Genomic DNA, 18,568 nt, shown 5'->3' on the forward strand with positions numbered 1-18,568 from the left:
CTTCTTTCATCCGATTGCTAGTTTTGAAGGAACGCTACATAGCCCTTCTTGGTCTCATAAACATCCGCTTTACTGACTACTTCCCAAGGGGCATGCATGTTCAGCACGGCTACGCCACAGTCGATGACTTCCATACCATAATGGGCTAGGATATAGGCAATGGTGCCACCGCCACCCACATCTACTTTTCCAAGCTCTGCAGTCTGGAAAGATACGTTGTTTTCGTCAAGGATCCTTCTCAGGTCCGCCATATACTCTGGATTGGCATCATTGGATCCGCCTTTTCCGCCTGAACCTGTAAACTTGTTGAAGACCATTCCCTTGGAAAGGAATGCGGAATTCTTCTTTTCAAAAGCCTGAGGATAGGTTGGATCATAGGCTGCACTGACATCAGAAGAAAGCATTCTGGAGTTTGACAGGGTTCTTCTGAGTGTCAGATCCTTGTATTCTCCCATGGCTTCCAAAAGCTCCGCAACTGTATTTTCAAAGAATCTGGACTGCATACCTGTAGCCCCCACACTGCCGATTTCCTCTTTATCCACCAGCAGGGTGCAGGCGGTTCTTTCAACAGATTCCATCTCCAGCATGGCGACAAGTGAAGTGAACGCACAGACTCTGTCATCATGACCATAGGCCATGATCATGCTTCGGTCCAGTCCTGCTTCTCTTGCTTTCCCTGCAGGAACCACTTCCAGCTCTGCAGAAAGGAAATCCTCTTCTATCATTCCGTATTTGTCAGAAAGGAGATTCAACACTGCCTTCTTTACAGACTCTTTTTCTTCACCCTTCACCGGTTTATTGCCGATGATGATGTTCAGATCATCCCCTTCAATCACTTTTGCCGCTTTCTTCTCCAGCTGTTCCCTGGAAAGATGGATGAGAAGATCAGAAATGAATACCACTGGATCCTTTTCCTCTTCTCCAACGACCACATCCACAACGCTTCCGTCCTTCTTCACCACCACGCCATGGATGGCCAATGGAATGGTCACCCACTGGTACTTCTTGATGCCGCCATAGTAATGGGTGTCCAGATACGCAAAGTCTGAGTCCTCGTACAGCGGATTCTGCTTCACGTCCAGTCTAGGAGAATCCACATGGGCTCCTAAAATATTCATCCCTTTTTCCATGGGCTGTGTTCCAATATGGAAAAGCGCAATGGCTTTCTTCATCCAGGTGGCATAGACTTTATCGCCCGCTTGTAGAGTTCTTCCTTCTGCAAGGACTTCAGCAAGGGACCTATAGCCCTTCTCTCTTGCCATCTCCTCTGAAACCTTTACCACTTCTCTTTCCGTCTTACCACCATCCAGATAGCTCATATACTCCTTGGAAAGGTTCTCCAGAGCTTCTTCTTCTGTCTTATCATACTTCAGCCAGATGTTTTTACGTTCCATATCAATTCCCCCTGATTTTTCATTCAGTTCTCATTATATCATGGGGGATTTTCAATGAAACTACGAAGAAATACACTTTCTTTCAATATCAGCACAAAAGAAGCATGATGAACTGCTCCTCATTGAAAGAACGAGCTCTGATTCGATTACCGAAATAAAGGAGGAGCCAATCACAGCTCCTCCTCTCTTCTTAGGCGTTCTTTACCAGTTTCTTTTTCTCAAACAGAAATAGCATTGCACCCGCTCCGATAAAGATCATGCCCAGTGGCAATGTAGTCTTCATGGCATTTTCAGATCCAGTTTTGGGCAGTACGCCTGCTGCCTGGAGATCTTTGTCTGCAATAAAGTAATCACTGTTATGAGTGATGGTAAGTTCTACATACCCCTCTGCATCTACCTTTATTTTTTTAGCAACGGTTTCCACTTTTTTGGATGCCGCATTGTAGTAATAGGCATACAGATTATTTTTGTCTTTGCCCTTAAGCCATTGCTCATCAAGCTTTATTCTCACTACTGCTTTTCCTGGCAAGACTCCATTGTCTCTGAAGCTGATGACTAGAACATCTTCCCCTTTTACCGCCTTTTTAATGGCAGCTGCATTTTTAGATGTGCAGCTTGCGATAGGCGCTATGGTTATTCCTAAGTCGATGTCTTTCACAGTCTTGATGTCTTTTCCATTGAAAGACCATACCGCATTTTCCGTTTCAAAGACTATGGTCTTATCCTGCCCCTTCAATGCTTCAAAAATGGCCTTGTCGATCTTTTTGTTCTCTCGTGCATCCACAATCAACGTACCCTTTACTGGGGTTTTTGCAAGAGCTTCCAAGACTTTCTCTGTTTCATTCTTGATGGTCTCAGATGACTGTTCTTTCTCAGTGAGCTGCTTGATGCCATCTTCAATGTCTGTCACAGCCTCATCAACTTCCTCTTGTCTTGCATAAACATCGTCTAAAAGATTCATGCCTGCTTCAACAGCATTTTTAAGTATCAATACACTTGCTTCTGTCATCTTGGTCAGGTCTTTTTCTTCAGCTTCTTTGATGATGTTTTCTAGTGCCGTTTTGCTGGTTGCTTTTTGCACCAGTTTAATCTCACTTCGGTCTCTTACTCGAATTCTGTTGCCTTCAGGATCGATGGAGGAAAGACCAATGGCATGAACGAAATCCCCTTCTTCGATGTTTGGCATCTCTACCGAGGTTCCAATATATCCATCAATGAAGACTCTAATGGCTGCACCGCTGCGGTCTTCTACCATAATGGACTCCACCACACCTTCTTTGGATGTGATCTTCCGAACAAGTCCTTCCACTGCAACCAAGAGACCTAAATGATCTGGAACCTCTTTTGTGGTCATCAGCGTAGGCTCTACTTTCACCACCGGCTCTTCTATCACCTGCATGGACTCAATGTTCAGCTGATGTTCTCCCTGATAGGAAGAAGTAATACCTGTAATCTGAATCATGGTTCCCGCTTCATAATTTCCATCGATGGGGAAGATATTGATTCCACCTGTTTCATCTTGAATATATGCACTGTCAAAGAAGGCTGTAGATCGGTCAAATCCGCTGACATTGGAAGTTAATCTTCCTTTAATCGTGAACTGAAGACCTTCTTCGGCTTCCTGTACTTCCTTGATGCTGACGATTTCAGGCTCTGGTTTGATCTCATCAATGACATTATTGAGAATCTGGAAATTTGCGTTTCTCACAGACTCTTCAATGAGCATTTCTACCGTGACTTCAAAGTTTGAGAAGAAGGTTACACCCGATGCCAGAAGGAATCCTCCACCAGGAAGTATTTCTTCGGAAACCAGAGCTACTTCGCCCTTCTCTACGACTACCTTATCCTTCTCATAGTCCGGAATATACGCAGATCCTGTAAAATTTTCTGTATAATTTGCGCCCCAGGTGCTTTCATATCCTGTAATGATTGGAGTTGCACCGTTCAATAGGACAGGAGCGGAGTTATACGCATTGAATGTTTTAGTGGTTTGAGTTAAGATGCCTTTTCCAAACATCGTATCATCATTGAAGTTTTCCTCATCTTTAAATACCAGTCTGTAGGCTTCATTGGACTTCTTCTCGTTATCCACAACAATTCCGTCCGCAATTCTAGCCTTGGCGCCAATGGCTTCTAGGATTCTATTGGAGATAGCGGCCGCATTGGCATCCCCACCAGGATTTCCACGATCGGATTTTGAGGATAAAATGATGTTTCCACCATTCTGTGCAAAGGTTCTGATGGCATCAATCTCTGACTGTGTGTAGTTCTTCAGCTCTCTGCCAAATCCTTTATATGGCACTGTAAGCATTAATAGTTCAATACCTTCCAGTATCTCGGGAGTAATCACATCATTGACGCGTTTCACCCGGGCACCCTTCTCTCCAGCAACCTGGGTAAAGTAGGTGTCATTATTTGCATAGTCTCCAGAAACATAGAAATTGTCATGGGCTGCATCTACTAAGATATCTACAACATTTTTGTTATCATAGACATTCAAGGTAATGGATCTTGTGAACGCCATGGTAAGTCCATCCAGCGTCCCTTCCATATTCATGGTTATGGTCTGTTTTCCGAGTTTTTCCGGCACAAAGTTAAATTCTACTGTACTGGTTGTTCCTTTAGCAATCACTGGAAGACCTGTTGTCAGGGTCTTATAAGGTGCTCCATCCACCAGATATTCCATTTTTGTGATCTGGAAATCTTTTTCTTCATAATTGTACATATGAGTGAGAAGTTTTGTGGTTTCACCTTTCACATCCATGGCAGTATCTTTCGAAAGATCATTGATTCCAACCTGAGTCACAGCTCCGGTCCACACAGGTGCAGTTACTGCGATGTCTCCATCCCCTTGTTCCACCATGATGTAATAGTAGGAATACTCATTGGGTAGGGTTACTTCCATTTTTCCTGTGTTGGTGTTGATACGTTCTTCATGAACCACCAGGCCACCATTTACCATGATACTGACTTTACCAATGACATCCACTGCATCTGGATCGCTGAACTCTACAAGGATATCCAGTTCTTCCAAATCTTCCTCGAATCTTGTACCCATGGGCATGTCATTTGCTGTATAGAAAATTTCAAAGTTGTTGTCTTCCGTGGAATATACCATCAAGTTCTCAATGGACTCCTGGAAGGAGGGAAGGGTTAAAGCATCTGCAATGACTACCGTTCTTGTGGTATTGGCATCCCCCCACTTGCCTTTATGATTATCTTGCCCATTGGAAGGCGCCACATGCCATCCTTTGTCAAGAGCTTGTGCATAGTACTGATAGCTTGGGAAATATCCAGAACCACGTACAGGTCCTTCTCCATTTCCAACTTCAATCAGGTTGATTTTATCATCTACAAGCTTGTCATAATGCGCAAAGTCTTCGAAGGTTCCAAAGGTTGGACCTGGATGATTAAACTGGGAGAACGTTCCATCCTGGTCTTTCAGCAGTTCATAGTATGCCTTCAAACCAGCTCCTCCACGGGCACTGAGAACAGAATTGTTTCTGCTGACAAATCCATTGGAGTTGAATGTGTTAATGTGGCCGTACTGACCGCTCCAAGTCATTTCAAATCCATAAATAGGCAGAAAATCTTCTGTCTGGTGTTTTTGGAATAGAGACTTGTAATAAGCCCACTTGCTCATGGCTGCATTGACTTCTGACGGGCTTCCTGAACTGGCATCATCAAAAGTGCCCAGTTTTGAAGTGGTATCAAAGTAATTGCTATGGTCTGTCAGAGCCAAAAAGTCCACTTGTGCTGCATTTTTGGCATACTCCAATGCTTGATCCGGAGTGCCTAAACCATCCGAATAATTTGTATGCGCATGCAGCTGTCCGAAGTAAAAATTATAAAGTGGTTCGCCAATATAGAAGCTCCAAGCATAAGGTTCTGAAGAAATTTCATCTTCCCTGGTAATCACTATTGAAGCCTGAACTCTTCCATCTTCCATGGCTTCCTGAACCGCATAGGTTGCTTTATTCCCTGAAACGGTCATCTTTACTGGCGCATCTTTGCCTAGGATCAGCATTACGGAAGGGTTTTCTCCTGCATTTTCAAATTCTACCGCAATCACAGGTTTCTTGTTTTCTCCTGTGGATTCGTTTGCTCCAGGAGATACCGAAAGAATCACTGGCTTGTCTTCTACAGCGATTTCAGCACTTTTCATGGTTTTGTTGCCATTGACATCTTCAGCTGCAAAATGCAGTGTCATTTTATTTGTGCCTACCAGCATGGTTCCTGGAAGCAATACCTGATAGATGCCTGTGGTCGCATCAGGTACCATGGTCAGTGGTTCGGAAGTGACTCCATTGATTTCAACACCTACCGACACACTTTTTACTGAAACATTATCCACCACTGTGGCTGAAACCAGATAGTCTCTACCGGCCTTAGCTGGCAGATATTCTGGCAGTACAAATTCTGGTCCAACTTCATCCTTCACTACCTGGAAGTCACTGCTGGCATTCATTCTTAACTGAACTGTTTCATAATGCATAGATGAAGCAGCATAGACATTTACGGTGTCTCCTTCTTTCACGCCTGAAGGATATGCGGGTCCTTTGTAGATATTGATGGTTCCAGTGCCATCTGTAATCGGTGTGCTTCCATTCTCTACAAATTTTCCAAGCACAGCGTCTTTGATTACAATATATTCTGAAAGATAGGCTCTTCCATTATCCAGAAGCTCTTTTACTTTAACTTCCTGAGGCTCGAAAAGATCTTTCTTCCCCAGCACCTGGATGTCCGTAATCTTGGAAACTTGTGCCACCCCACCAAAAGCTCCAGTGGTTCCTGTGATTTTTACCACATCTCCAATGACAAACTCATCAATTCTCGTGTATTCATAGACTTGCAGTCCAACTACCTCATCCTGAATGACATCCTGTAGTAAAATCGTATTTCCATTATAAATATAAGCAATCTGTCCAACTGTTGTCACAACCTGATTTGCAGGTAAGGCGTACACATCCTGAAGTGAAGTGGCTCCTGTCAGATCTTCCTCACTGACTGGATCCGGAATGACTTCAAACAGCTTCACATGGGATTTATCCGCAACTCGAAGCTGATAGGTGTCTTTATACTGCCCCACCACGCCGATGACTTCAACGGTATCTCCGGATGTAATATTTTCAAGTGCGGGCATCTTAAAGATGTTGAAAGTCATCGAGTCTCTTGAGATCGGTGTGTAATTGCCATTTGTTTCTCCCAAAGTGACTCCTCGAGCAACAATTCGATGGGATTCTAAAGACTCCATCTTTTCTTTATTCTGAAGATCGCTCATGGTGAGGAGCACAGGTGCAGGAAGTGCTTTGACAAACCCAGGTGTCACCGCGCCACTTGCAACAGAAAGCTGCTCCATATTGTTGTACATGCCCCTTTTTCCTGTGGCTACAACTTCCATGCCAAGCTTGAGCTTTGCCGCATCTGCATCTGTGACAAAGAGTACCATGGCGCCTGTGGCATCCTGTACGATGATGTTTCTAGAATCAATCATGGTCACGATGGCTTTGATGGTTGCGATTTCATCTTTAGGAAGTGCTCTTGCCTCCTGAATAGAAATAAAATCCACCGTTTTTACAAGTTTCACATCCTCAGGAAGAACTACTCTCAACTGGTAGTTTGTGAACTGTCCCACCACTGCTGTGACGTCAACAACGTCTCCCTCTGTAATTCCTGAAAGAGCGGGAACTTTATAGATATTGACACTCTTGCCGTCTTTCGTGAGGGTGGTGTTTCCAGTGGTGTTGATCGCACCAATGGTGGCACCTTGCACAAAGATTCTCTGAGACTCTACTGCCTCAATCTTTTCGGCATTGGCAAGATCTTCCATTGTCATTTCTTTTGGTTCTGGCTGTGCTTTTACTTCACCTTTATAATAATTGCCAGTCTCAACATTGATTTGTTCTAAGCCATTAAATGTGGCTCTTTTCCCTTTAACGGTAAGCTCCATACCAAGAAGGATAGATGCATCAGCCACGGGAATTCTTGCTACAATCCCAGCAGTCTCATCTTGGATGGTGATGTTCCTGCCTTCTACAAAGGTTACAATCCCCTTAACGGTAACCTCATCAGTAGCGGCCCGACTTCTTGCAACATCAATGGAAAGAAGAGAAGCTGAACTTGTTACGTCTACCGCTTCTGCAGATATCTTTCCTCCAGGCAGCAAGCCGAAAGCAAATATCAGCAGAATCATTAGAATAGAGATTTTTCTGGTTCTTTGTCTTTTCATAAGTTCCTCCTTGGATTTTCATTCATCGACAAAAGTATTTTGAGAGTCAAAAAAACTTCAACCAAAACTCCCGTACTGGCTGAAGTGTCTCTACAAAATTATTTTGTAAACGATTTTCTTCATCATCTTACTACATATTCTGACAATTCTCAATGATTCTAGAAGCCTTTGTCACTCTTTCGTCACATGTTTTTCATTTTTTCAATTTTATGATAAATAATTATTTATTTCTTTTTTACACGAACATTCTAACGAAAAATCCGCAATGAATCTTCGTGTATCTGACTTTCATGCATGACAGAAATACTCTGTACTTTTTCTCACCATGGCTTCTTTCTTCTCCCTCCTGCTTCTTCTTCAGATCATCATTTTTTCTTTATCAGCAAAAAAAGAAAAGCCCCGAAGGACTTTTCTAAAACCTCATTTATCTGTTTTTATCATCGCGGTCCAGGATATCATTGATTTTCTCTGAAACCTTATCCTTGGCTTCCTCAAAATCTTCACGAAGATCCGCTTTCTTCTGTTGAAGCTTTCCTTTCAGCTCCTGAGCCTCATCATCTGTGGCTTCTCCAACGGCCTCGTTGAACTTCCCTTTCACTCTGTCTTTTTCAATATCAAACTTATCTTTCATATCTGACATAACATATCCTCCTATGTTCTTTTATGCTATCATTGTAACTTCTTCCGGATGAAGTACTACTGTAACCCTATGGTAACATAAAGATCTCTACAGATTCCACGATATCATGAGATATTAACAAAGTCTTTCCGGTTCATTCATTGAAGTCATCTTTTCCTCATACTTTGATCTGAAGTGCCTCCAGAACATCTTCTGTGACTTCATCAATCTCTTTTGTGCCATCCACTCTTCTCAGCAGTCCTTTCAGTTCGAAGAAATGAACGAGAGGTTTTGTTTCAGACTCATACACCCGAAGCCTTTCCTTCACCGCTTCTTCGGTGTCATCTTTTCTGATGATAAGATGGCCACTGCAAAGATCACAGACCTCCATCTCCCTGGGTGGATTGAATGTCAGATGGTAGCTTGCGCCGCAGCTGCTGCAGACTCTTCTTCCTTCCATACGGAGCAGCAGCTCCTCATGGGGGACATCCAAAAACACAACCGCATCCAGCATCTTATGGGAAGACTCCAGATGTTTTAAAAGCGCTTCTCCCTGAGAAAGCGTTCTTGGAAATCCATCCAGAAGATACCCTTCCCCAGCATCCTCTTCTTCCAGTCTGTTTTCAACAAGCCCGATGGTCACCTCATCTGGCACCAGAAGGCCTTTGTGGATGTACTCCTTCGCTTTGATGCCAAGTTCTGTCTCTTCCCGGATATTTTTCATGAAAATATCTCCGGTGGAGATATGAGGTACAGAAAGAACCTTAGAAATGATTTTTGCCTGTGTGCCTTTCCCAGCACCAGGGGGACCCAAAAGAACTACTCGCATATGACACCTCCATGCATTCACAAACTATTCTGAATCTTTATATTAAGCATACCACAGACAAGCATATGAAAAAAGAGTGTTTTTAGAGGTCAAAGTGGGCCAGTAGAAAGGACAGTATCCTTTCATTGACTTCATCACTTTCTGTAAAGCTCAAGGCATGGCTTGCATTTTTCCAGTACTCCATTTCAATGGAGGGCACAACTTTTCTTCCATACTGGAAGGCTTTTTCCGCATCATGAAGAAGACTGTTTCCAGCCATAAGAGCCAGCACCGGAAGCTTCAGATTCCTAAGATCTTTCTCCGGGATTCTTCTAGGCACCGGGGATCTGAACCGAAAGTACTTCAGACCCAGAGTGATGGATTTTCCCAAGGTGTCTTTGAAGGGAAAGTCTTTCCGGTTCAGAAGAAAGGGGATCATTTTATCTTTGCTGAAGCCCATTCTCACAAACTCTTTCACTGTATGGGCGGATACTCCAGAAAATACAAAGACCGGATCCAGAAGGATGAGGCCTTCCGTCATTTCGGGGTAATACCTCGCAAAGTTCACCGCATAATACCCTCCCATGGATGATCCCATGAGGATGGCAGAAGATATTTCAAGCTTTCCCATGACTTCCTTCAGCCAAGCGGCATGATCTTTGTCTTTCCAGAGAGGTTTACTTAATCTGCTTCTTCCTGGTTCTCCCAAAAGGTCCACAGAATATACCGGCGTTCTCTCAGACAAAGGGAGAAGATTCGGCTGCCACATGATGGTGGATGCATAATGTCCATGGAGCAGAATAAGGGGCACCTTCTCCTCGCTCCCTTTACTGGCATAATAATAAACACGTACCGTACCAAAGGTGGTTTCCACATCATAAATGGTCCGGGCTCGGGGCAGAAATCTCATGGCTTTGTCATAGTGGACGAGAAACTCCATTCTCCGGGACTCTTTCGTGAAACCACTCTTGAATAATGACCGAATGCCTTCCATTCTCCTCATCCTTTCAGTAGAGCAAAGGAACACCCAAGGCAGATGAGCACTACTAAAGCAAAGAAAAGGGCAGCGGGAGAACCACCGGTACTAAGGAGGTTCCATCCTACAACAGGTTCAGAATCTCATGAAGATGAGCGATCTCATAAGTGGGCACAATCTCTCCTTTATTGATTTTACTTCTCGGATTGAACCAGCAGGTATCGATACCAAAGCGTATGCCCCCTAGAATATCCGACCCCAAACTGTCTCCCACCATGAGGATTCTATCCTTTGGTGCTTCACCCAGGAGATCCAGGGTCAGCTCAAAGATCCTCTCATCGGGCTTGGAGACCTGTACCTCTTCAGAAATGACAATAGCTTCAAAGTAGTGGCTGAGGACCGATTGTCTGATCCTTTTTCTCTGGACTTTTTTCAGTCCGTTGGTGATGATGCCCATCCGGACTTTGCCCGAAAGCTTTTGAAGAAGCTCATGGGACTCCTCATAAGGGAAAGAAGCCTCTGCCAGATGATCCATATAGCGCTCCGCGAAATCCTCGGCCTGAAAATCTCCACAAAGCGCTTCCTTCAGTCTCTGGAAGCGCTCAATCTTCAGAACACTTTGGGTGATTTTTCCTTCCTCAAATTCTTTCCATATTTTTGTGTTGATCTCATGATAAGTGTCAAAATAAACCGACTTGTGCTCCTCCAGACCATAATCCTTCAGCGTGCTGAGAAAAGCTTCCTTCTCAGACTTTTTAAAATCAAATAGTGTATCGTCTGCGTCAAATAAAAGTATGTCGTATTTCAAAATTGCAACTCCTCTCTTTACGTATAGTCTCTATCCATTATATACCATTTTCTCCTTATTCCTCAGGAAGTCCCTGGGGTTTTTCAATGGTCTCCACGGAGTTCACAGAAAGAATCTCCAAAGAGAACTCATTGTCCATGGACAGATTCCGCACCTGATTCGTAAACTCCACCCGAACCTCCTTCAGCAGTTTTTCTTCCTTGTCAAAAACTGCTGAGATCCTGTAGGACGTGATGTTCCAGTCTTCTGTGTTCATGCCCTCCAGTTTCAGTGTTTCAGATAGGATTTTTTTAAACTCTTCCGGCGTGAAGAAGTCCGTAGTATAGTAGGTAAGTTTCTCCTCATCCTCCTCTTTCTCTAGGGAAGAAAGAAAACGAAGAATCGGAATTAGCTCCGCTTTTGGAGACAGTTCAGTGAGATTAGAAGGATTGAAGGCATCCTCTGAAAGCATGGGAATGCCCCTTTGCCAAGGCAGAAATGCCAGATTGAATTTATGATAAACCTCCTTCTCTTCGGTATAAATATCCATGATCTTCTGGGACCCTAGAAAGGGAAGTTCTGTATACACTTCAATAAAAGATGCTTTCGGTGCAAAGGTCATGGATGCAGTGCCGTGGATGCCCAACTGATTCTCTCCCAGACCCATTCTGCTTTTATAGGCGATTTCCATGGACTGAACCTCTGAAAGAGCCCGGTAGGTTCTGATGACATAACTGTATCTGTGGTCCGTATAAAAGAATATGGTTAAAGCTGTTACCGCAATCAGTAGGAGACCTAAAAGACCTATGATGATTTTTTTCCCCACAAAAGCTCACCTCTCCTGTTCTTTTCTTCAGTGTAGCACAGCCTATCAGCCCCTTTTCTAAACAATATCTTAAGTTTTCAGAGAAAAAAGAACATAACTCCGTATCCTCACTTAATTATCCAAGAAAAAAAGAGCCTGCATGCAGACTCTTTTCCAAGTTCTATGCTTTTTCAAGGGCTGGATCAGAAGCTGGTGGTGTGGGAGGCGCTTCGATCTTTGGTTTGACCTTCCCCTTCCAGGCGTGCATGGCAAGAGATACCGCGATTACGCCATAGGCCACAAACACACGGAAGTATTCACCCAGCTGAGCATTGTTGAAAAGCTCTTTTCCCGCCTGGGGTGCCACAATGAACAGTGTATGGAACAGGATTACCCCCAAGATGGCTTGTTTATTCGTGGCTTTTTGTACAGAAGCACCGCCTACAAGAAGAGCGGCGATGGCAAACTGTCCCACCTGAGTATGGGCTCCATAGGTGGAGAAGGTACCGATGTTCTGGAGATATATCAGCTGTCCCCAGCAAGCCAGTACTGTAGAAATCACCATAGCGATGATTCTTGTCCGATCCACATTTATACCGGCAGCATTGGCAACCACTCTGCTCTGGCCTACAGTTCTCATATTCTGGCCAAGTCTTGTCTTCAGGAGCATATTGTTGAAAATACATAGAAGCACAATGACAAAGTAGGTGGTCACAGGAATCTTGACATAAAGCAGTATGGTCTCAATGGCCTTCACATAAGTCAGTGCATAGGTGATGCCTAAAACAATCAGCATCGCCACTGGTTCCTTGAAATTGAAACTCTCTTTCTTGGAGATGAACTTTGCGTCCACCATCTTGTAGAGCTGCAAGATGGCTAAGGCGATCACCCCTATGGTGACGCCGTCCAGGAGAAGAAGCCTGTCCGTGGACAGGAATTTTTCCACCGAAGGGATAAAGGTCAGTCCGTATATGCCCAATAAAACCGCTAGGGTCAGGATGTCTTTCAGAACTGGTGCACCGGTCTTCTTCACTTTATTGAAAATCATTTTAAGAAGAAGCAGCCCCACAGAGACGAAAAACAGAATCTCGATGAGCTTCAGCATGGATACCGTATCCAGGGAATACTTGAGGTTTCCCGCCAGGTCGATGGTATTTTTGACGCCAATCCCTCCTGAGATGATCAAGGTAGGATTATTCACAGGAATGATGCCACCAATGACATACAGGAAAAAGAGCTGATACAGTCCATCGGCAAAGAATCCCAGAACCATACCTGCAATCATTTCAGCGCCTTTCATCTGATTGAACAGCTTTCCAACGAGATAGCCAAATAAAATGGCCACAGGTGTTGCCATAAGAAGACTGAGAATAAACCCTTCAATCCCTTTGAATCCCCAGTACACCACCCAGAATACAGCAATCTGTGCTGCGATGGCACCAATGGTGATACCAAAATTCAGCCCCATACCCGCCAGGACAGGAATGAGAAGCGCCAGTACCATAAATCCATTACGGCCGATTCTTGTGAACAGCTCTCCCGCAACGAAGGTCAATGGATTCTTTGAGGCGATGATGGCACCGATACATAGAAGTACAAAGAGGAGAACTACCTTGTTTTCATTGAGAAAGTGCATCACTTTATTCTTCATGGTCATTATTTTGCACCTCCCTTGGTCTTCGATAACGCATAGAGAATGATTCCATTGGAAATGATGATTCGGATGACATCCGACAGATTTCCTTCTGGAAGAATCTTATTGGCCACAGGAAGTGCCACCGCGAGAATTCCCTGAAACAGAAACGCACCGATGAGCACATGGGAGATTTTCGCTCTCTTGATACTTGCTCCGCCGATAAGCACGGCAGCAACGGAATGGAATCCCATCATAAGAGGTGCATTATAAAGCTGGAGAAATCCATAGCTTTGGGCATAAATAATGATTCCTACCGCAGCCAGAGCTGTAGATATAGCGGTACCAAGAATCCTCATCTTGTTCACATTGATACCGGATGCTTTTGTGAACTGCTCATTGGCACCGGCAGCGCTCATGGCCATGCCAGCCTTGCTTCTCATAAACAGCCATACCAGGAAACAGGAGAACAGGAAGAAAAGAATCAGTCCTGTTGGAATATAAAGGCCGAACTTGTCATCCCCAGGTGTCGCGTAGAATGCGCCATCTTTGATGCCAAAACTGAAATCCAGAATATTGTTGAACACATGACCGAAACTGCTGGAAAGACTGATGGTGTTTCTCATGCCTTGGCCCCCCAGCGGCCAGATCAGATCTCCATTCTTATAAGGAAGAGAAAGCCATACCATATTCATAAAGGCAATGACAGAGAATCCCACATAGGTGGATACGGTCATTTCAGAGCCCTTCACACGGTTGAGAAGGAGTCCATAACCGATGCCAAAGAGACTTCCCAGGGCTATGGCGATGGACAGTGCCAGGAATATACTAAGAAATGGGTTGCCGACGCCTATTTCAATGGTAAAGGTGGCACCAATGAGTCCAGCCACAATTCCCAGAGAAATACCAAAATTCAGTCCAATACCGGACTGAACCGCAGGCACCATGGCAAGCACCAGAATTCCGTACATAGCCCAACGTCTTATGGCATCCCCCAGGAGACTCTGCACATTAAGCCCCAATGGCAGGGCAATGATCAGCATAAACAGGAAGAAACTGATGATGATGATTCTTGGAAGCCCGATGTTATCATAAATCTTATGCAGTTTTTCACGCATGTTTCGCACCTTCTTTCCTGGATCCCGCCATGGCAAGACCAAACTCCGCATCTTTGTCATCAGGTTTCAGTATGGTCACGATTTTACCGTCTGAAACAATGGCGATACGGTCACATAAAGACCGAAGCTCCACAAGCTCAGAACTGACCATCATGATGGTGATGCCCTGTTCACGATTGAGCCTCATAAGATACTCCAGCACCAGTTTTTTTGCGCCAATGTCAATCCCTCGTGTAGGTTCTGATACAATGAGAAGCTTTGGTGACATGGTCAGTGCTCTGGCAAGACAAACCTTCTGCTGATTTCCACCAGATAGCGCCCCTACGGGCTGCTTGGGTCCAGTACAGCGGATATCCAGAAGCCTGATCATCTCCTTGGCATGGTCTCTGGCTTTTTTCTGATCAAAAAGTTTCAGCGGTCCGATTTTCTTCAGGAAATTTTCCTTTACCTGCATGGCAGAGAAGGCGATGTTTTCCTCAATGGACTCTTCCAGTAAAAGACCCACCCCTCTACGGTCTTCAGAAACACAGGCAATTCCATGTAGAAGGGCATTGCCAAGCTTATCCAGCTCCAGCATCTCCTGAAAAAAAGTTACAGCCCCTTCTGTCTCATACAGCCCCATAATTCCATTGGGTATACCGATTTTCCCCTGTCCTGCCAGACCCCCGATGCCAAAAATCTCCCCTTCGAAGACATCAAGGTCAATCCCTCTCACCATTTCTCCAGGCATCATCACATGAAAGTCTCTTAAAGACAGGGCGATCTTCTTGGGATCCACTTCTCTTTTTTCATCCTCAAGTCCATCCACCAGTTTTTCCACTTTACGACCGATCATAAGCTCTGCAATCTCCACCACATTGGAGTCCTTCACTTCTTTTCTGGCCACAAACTCACCATCTCTAAGCACCGTCAGGCTGTCAGCCACGGCCATGACTTCGTCCAGTCTGTGGGTAATAAATATAATTGCAATGCCCTTGCTGGAGATGAGTTTCATAATTTCAAGAAGTCTTTCTGCCTCGCTTTCTGTAAGCACCGCAGTAGGCTCATCAAACACAAGAAGCTTGATTCCGGTCTTGTCAATCTCACGGGCAATTTCCACAAACTGCATATAACCGATGGGTAGACCCGCGACTTTTACGTATTCTTCGATATTGAGACCAATATCTGACAGTGCTTTTTTCGCATCCTTTCTCATCTGCTCTGTATCCAAAGTTTCAAGGTTTTTCCCCAGAACACGGCTCAAAAAAGTAGGATTGGTGATTTCTCGTCCAACTTTGATGTTCTCTGTTACGGTAAATCCCGGAATGAGCATAAACTCCTGATGCACCATACCAATGCCAAAATTCATGGCGTGGTGGGGCGCATCGATGGAAACGGCCTGCCCGTCAATTTTTACGGTTCCTTCAAATCCACCCGTCTGGTGAATCACCGGCATGCCAAAAAGAATGTTCATGAGTGTGGACTTCCCCGCTCCATTTTCACCCATGAGTGCATGAATCTCTCCAGGCTTTATAGCAAGACTTACATTTTTCAGCACTTTATTGCCATAATACTCTTTTGAGATATTGTCCATATGGAGAAGATAATTCGTGTCCAAATAGAATCCCCCCTTGAAGTTGTATCTTTATTTCTGTTATCGAAAAAGAGTCGCCGGCTTGTCGCTTGAAGCCGGCGACTCTTTATGTAATCAGTCTGATAACTTACTGAGTTTTAGTTGTCTCCGAAATCGTAGAAATCACAGAGAATCATGTAGTAGTTGTCCAGCTTCACGCCACCTTCATCAAAGTGCGTAATCTGAGCGGAACCTTCTCCACCTGCGATTCTGTTGACGATTTTTGTAAGAGCTGGTTCATCTACTCTACCGCTGGTTCTGCCTTCTAAGAATTCAATAGCATAATCTACGCCAGCTTCTACCATCAGCATGTTGATTGGAACGCTCCATGTGGACATTCTGTTTTCCTGGCCATATTCAGTAAGCACTTCGTCAATGGAGGAAAGCATATAGTCTACATCGCCTTCATGACCGGATACATTCACGTTGAGTGCTGCTGGGTAGCCATGGTATGGGCTTGGACAGCACTGCTGTGGGTAAATTGCACCCTGTTCCAGAATGGAACGGATGAGTGGTTCCTGCATAGCACAGTTGGTGGAGAAGAACGCGGTGTCTTTTCCATACTGCTGGATCTGACGTGGAACGTCTTCCAGAATAAACTGCTGAGCTCCGGATACACCAGCATCTCCTGTTGGGTCTGGTGCATTGACATCAACGAACTCGATGCCAAGTTTCTTGCATTCATCAATCATCAGCTCACGGCGGGCTGCGATGGTCGCATAAGAAAGATGACGGGCAAAGGAATAATGGATAAAAGTCTTAGCCCCCATTTCAGCGGCTTTCTGAGGAATGGATCTGCCCATGGAGATTTCATCCACCAGCATAACGATGTCTGATTTGGATGCGATGGTGGCTGGGTCTTCTGCTGCTACACCAGAGACAAACAGCATATCAGGACGCGTTTCACGTACCTTGTCGATGGCAGCCGCTGCACCAGGAACCGCCTGTACAAACACAATGGCTTTTACTGCTGGATCAGATGCTAGAGAAACAACGTTTGCGATGGTCGTTTCAGTTTCTGAGGAGAAGTTGTCAGGATACGTGGCAGTGACTATCTTGTCTCCATACTTCTTCAGCATATTCTGAGCAGCCTGGTATTCTTCCTCTCCTTGGGACACTGTACCGGTGATGATACCGATCTTATAGTCTTCAGCTTCTCCGCTTGGTTCTTCAGGTGTCTCTTCGCCTGGTTCTTCCACCGGTGTTTCTCCGCCTGGAGTCTCTTCTGGAGCTTCTCCGCTACGGCAGCCAACCATGGAAATCACCATCAGGGATGCAATTAAAAGTGACATGGCTTTTTTCAACATATTTCTTTCCCCCTTCATCATATTAATGTTCGTATTATCCAATACGAATCATTATGAATTATGACGATTATACAGCGACTTTGTTTATAATTCAACAATTTTATTAATAATTATCAAATTTTTAGTGAAGTACAGTGTCACATTATTAAAATATCAGAAAATTTTGCAAGTCAATTTTGTATGGTTATTCAGTTTTGCAGGATATTATTCATTTGCTTGGAAGTCCTGCTCATTTTAGTGATTGATATCGAAGCCTGATTTTCATCGATACAAAGATCCCTGCTTTTCTCCCGAAGTTTCTCCTGACTTTAGAACTTAATATTAAGAAAACCGTTGGAAACACAAGGCTTTCACCTTGTTTCCAGCGGTTTTTTTGTACACTTATTCTAGATTCTTCACTAAATTCAATTTTGTTGCACTCCGAAACTGAGTCAAAGTCATGTTCTGTCTAAGTGCTGACATGCCGAGGATCTTGCTGATGTCCAGGTATGTCTGGTTTATATTGATCGGGGTTACGGTAATATTGGGATAAGTCCCCTGTGTAATAACGGTAGGTCCTGACAAAGCTTCCATGAGATTTGCAGCGGATACTTGCGCTCCAGTGTGATCTGTAATCTTATACTGCAGATATCTCATAGTAGTTAAGGCTAAAAAGCACAATGCAAAGTGTCCTTCGATATGTTTATCGGTCCAAACAAAAGCAGGAGTTGCCTGTAAATCTGTCTTCATGATTCTGAAACTCTCTTCGATTCTCCACAAACCACGATAGATTTCAACTACTTCAAGGGTTGATAACTCTAGGTTGTTCGTGATGATAGCATAATATCCATCATATTTTTCAGATTCTTTAATTTTCTCCTCGCTGATTTTCCAGTTTTCTGTCTCCAGTTCCATCTCCAAGAACTGGTTTACCCCTCTTTTCACCGCTGCTTTCAGCTGATAAGGCTTATCCATTTTTTTTATCAGTTTTTCAAGCATTCGTTGCCGATCACCGCGGTCTTTCGACGCTCTTTTGGCGCTCCATGTCAGATGGATCTTCACCGGAACAGCATGGTGTTGATACTTTTTAGGTCGTCCACGCTTCTTTTTCACGCCTTCTTCCGCACCCTCCGGTGCGTCCAGCGCTAGACCTTCTGTCTTGTATTCCAGTGTTTGTTCCACCACTTTCTCCATGGTCAGAACTTCGCCGCTCTCTTCGTTTTCAGAAGTCACTTTCCATCCATCGGGATTCAAGGCCAGTTCTTTAAACTCTTGCGTGGATCGTTTCAGCGTATAGCTGA

General features: G+C 44.3%; 12 protein-coding genes. All 12 read right to left on the reverse strand.

Annotation, left to right across the window (positions count from 1 at the left end; all coding sequences use genetic code 11):
- Positions 1 to 17 precede the first annotated feature (17 nt).
- Positions 18 to 1,394, reverse strand: a complete 1,377-nt coding sequence (locus tag BM243_RS11795) for an aminopeptidase (RefSeq protein ID WP_074912555.1) — start codon at positions 1,392 to 1,394, stop codon at positions 18 to 20.
- Positions 1,395 to 1,584: 190 nt separating this feature from the next.
- Positions 1,585 to 7,623, reverse strand: a complete 6,039-nt coding sequence (locus BM243_RS11800; protein WP_074912556.1) for a CehA/McbA family metallohydrolase — start codon at positions 7,621 to 7,623, stop codon at positions 1,585 to 1,587.
- 424 nt (positions 7,624 to 8,047) lie between these two features.
- Positions 8,048 to 8,263 (reverse strand): CsbD family protein, encoded by a 216-nt coding sequence (locus BM243_RS11805; RefSeq protein WP_242943553.1) that lies wholly within the window; start codon positions 8,261 to 8,263, stop codon positions 8,048 to 8,050.
- 157 nt (positions 8,264 to 8,420) lie between these two features.
- Entirely contained in the window at positions 8,421 to 9,071 is a 651-nt protein-coding gene (locus BM243_RS11810; protein WP_074912557.1) for an adenylate kinase, read from the reverse strand.
- Positions 9,072 to 9,153: 82 nt separating this feature from the next.
- Positions 9,154 to 10,044 carry an alpha/beta fold hydrolase gene (locus tag BM243_RS11815; protein ID WP_177213516.1) on the reverse strand — a complete coding sequence of 297 codons (891 nt, stop codon included), beginning with the start codon at positions 10,042 to 10,044 and terminating at the stop codon, positions 9,154 to 9,156.
- A gap of 106 nt (positions 10,045 to 10,150) precedes the next feature.
- On the reverse strand, positions 10,151 to 10,834 hold the full coding sequence (gene yjjG, locus BM243_RS11820) for a pyrimidine 5'-nucleotidase (RefSeq protein ID WP_074912558.1): 684 nt from the start codon (positions 10,832 to 10,834) through the stop codon (positions 10,151 to 10,153).
- Positions 10,835 to 10,889: 55 nt separating this feature from the next.
- Positions 10,890 to 11,639 carry a hypothetical protein gene (locus BM243_RS11825; RefSeq protein ID WP_074912559.1) on the reverse strand — a complete coding sequence of 250 codons (750 nt, stop codon included), beginning with the start codon at positions 11,637 to 11,639 and terminating at the stop codon, positions 10,890 to 10,892.
- Between the two features lie 160 nt (positions 11,640 to 11,799).
- Positions 11,800 to 13,275: an ABC transporter permease subunit gene (locus BM243_RS11830; RefSeq protein WP_074912560.1), complete on the reverse strand. Its 1,476-nt coding sequence runs from the start codon at positions 13,273 to 13,275 to the stop codon at positions 11,800 to 11,802.
- Complete coding sequence (locus BM243_RS11835; protein ID WP_074912561.1) at positions 13,275 to 14,369, reverse strand: ABC transporter permease subunit; 1,095 nt, start codon at positions 14,367 to 14,369, stop codon at positions 13,275 to 13,277. The genes BM243_RS11830 and BM243_RS11835 overlap by 1 nt, the downstream gene beginning before the upstream one ends.
- Positions 14,362 to 15,966 (reverse strand): sugar ABC transporter ATP-binding protein, encoded by a 1,605-nt coding sequence (locus BM243_RS11840; protein ID WP_074912562.1) that lies wholly within the window; start codon positions 15,964 to 15,966, stop codon positions 14,362 to 14,364. Before BM243_RS11840 ends, BM243_RS11835 begins: the two co-directional genes overlap by 8 nt.
- A 113-nt stretch (positions 15,967 to 16,079) precedes the next feature.
- Positions 16,080 to 17,288: a DUF3798 domain-containing protein gene (locus tag BM243_RS11845; protein ID WP_074912563.1), complete on the reverse strand. Its 1,209-nt coding sequence runs from the start codon at positions 17,286 to 17,288 to the stop codon at positions 16,080 to 16,082.
- 381 nt (positions 17,289 to 17,669) lie between these two features.
- The coding region (locus tag BM243_RS11850; protein ID WP_143093588.1) for an IS1634 family transposase at positions 17,670 to 18,568 on the reverse strand (899 nt) is incomplete at its 5' end.

The organism is Proteiniclasticum ruminis (assembly GCF_900115135.1).
Classification (GTDB): domain Bacteria; phylum Bacillota; class Clostridia; order Clostridiales; family Clostridiaceae; genus Proteiniclasticum; species Proteiniclasticum ruminis_A.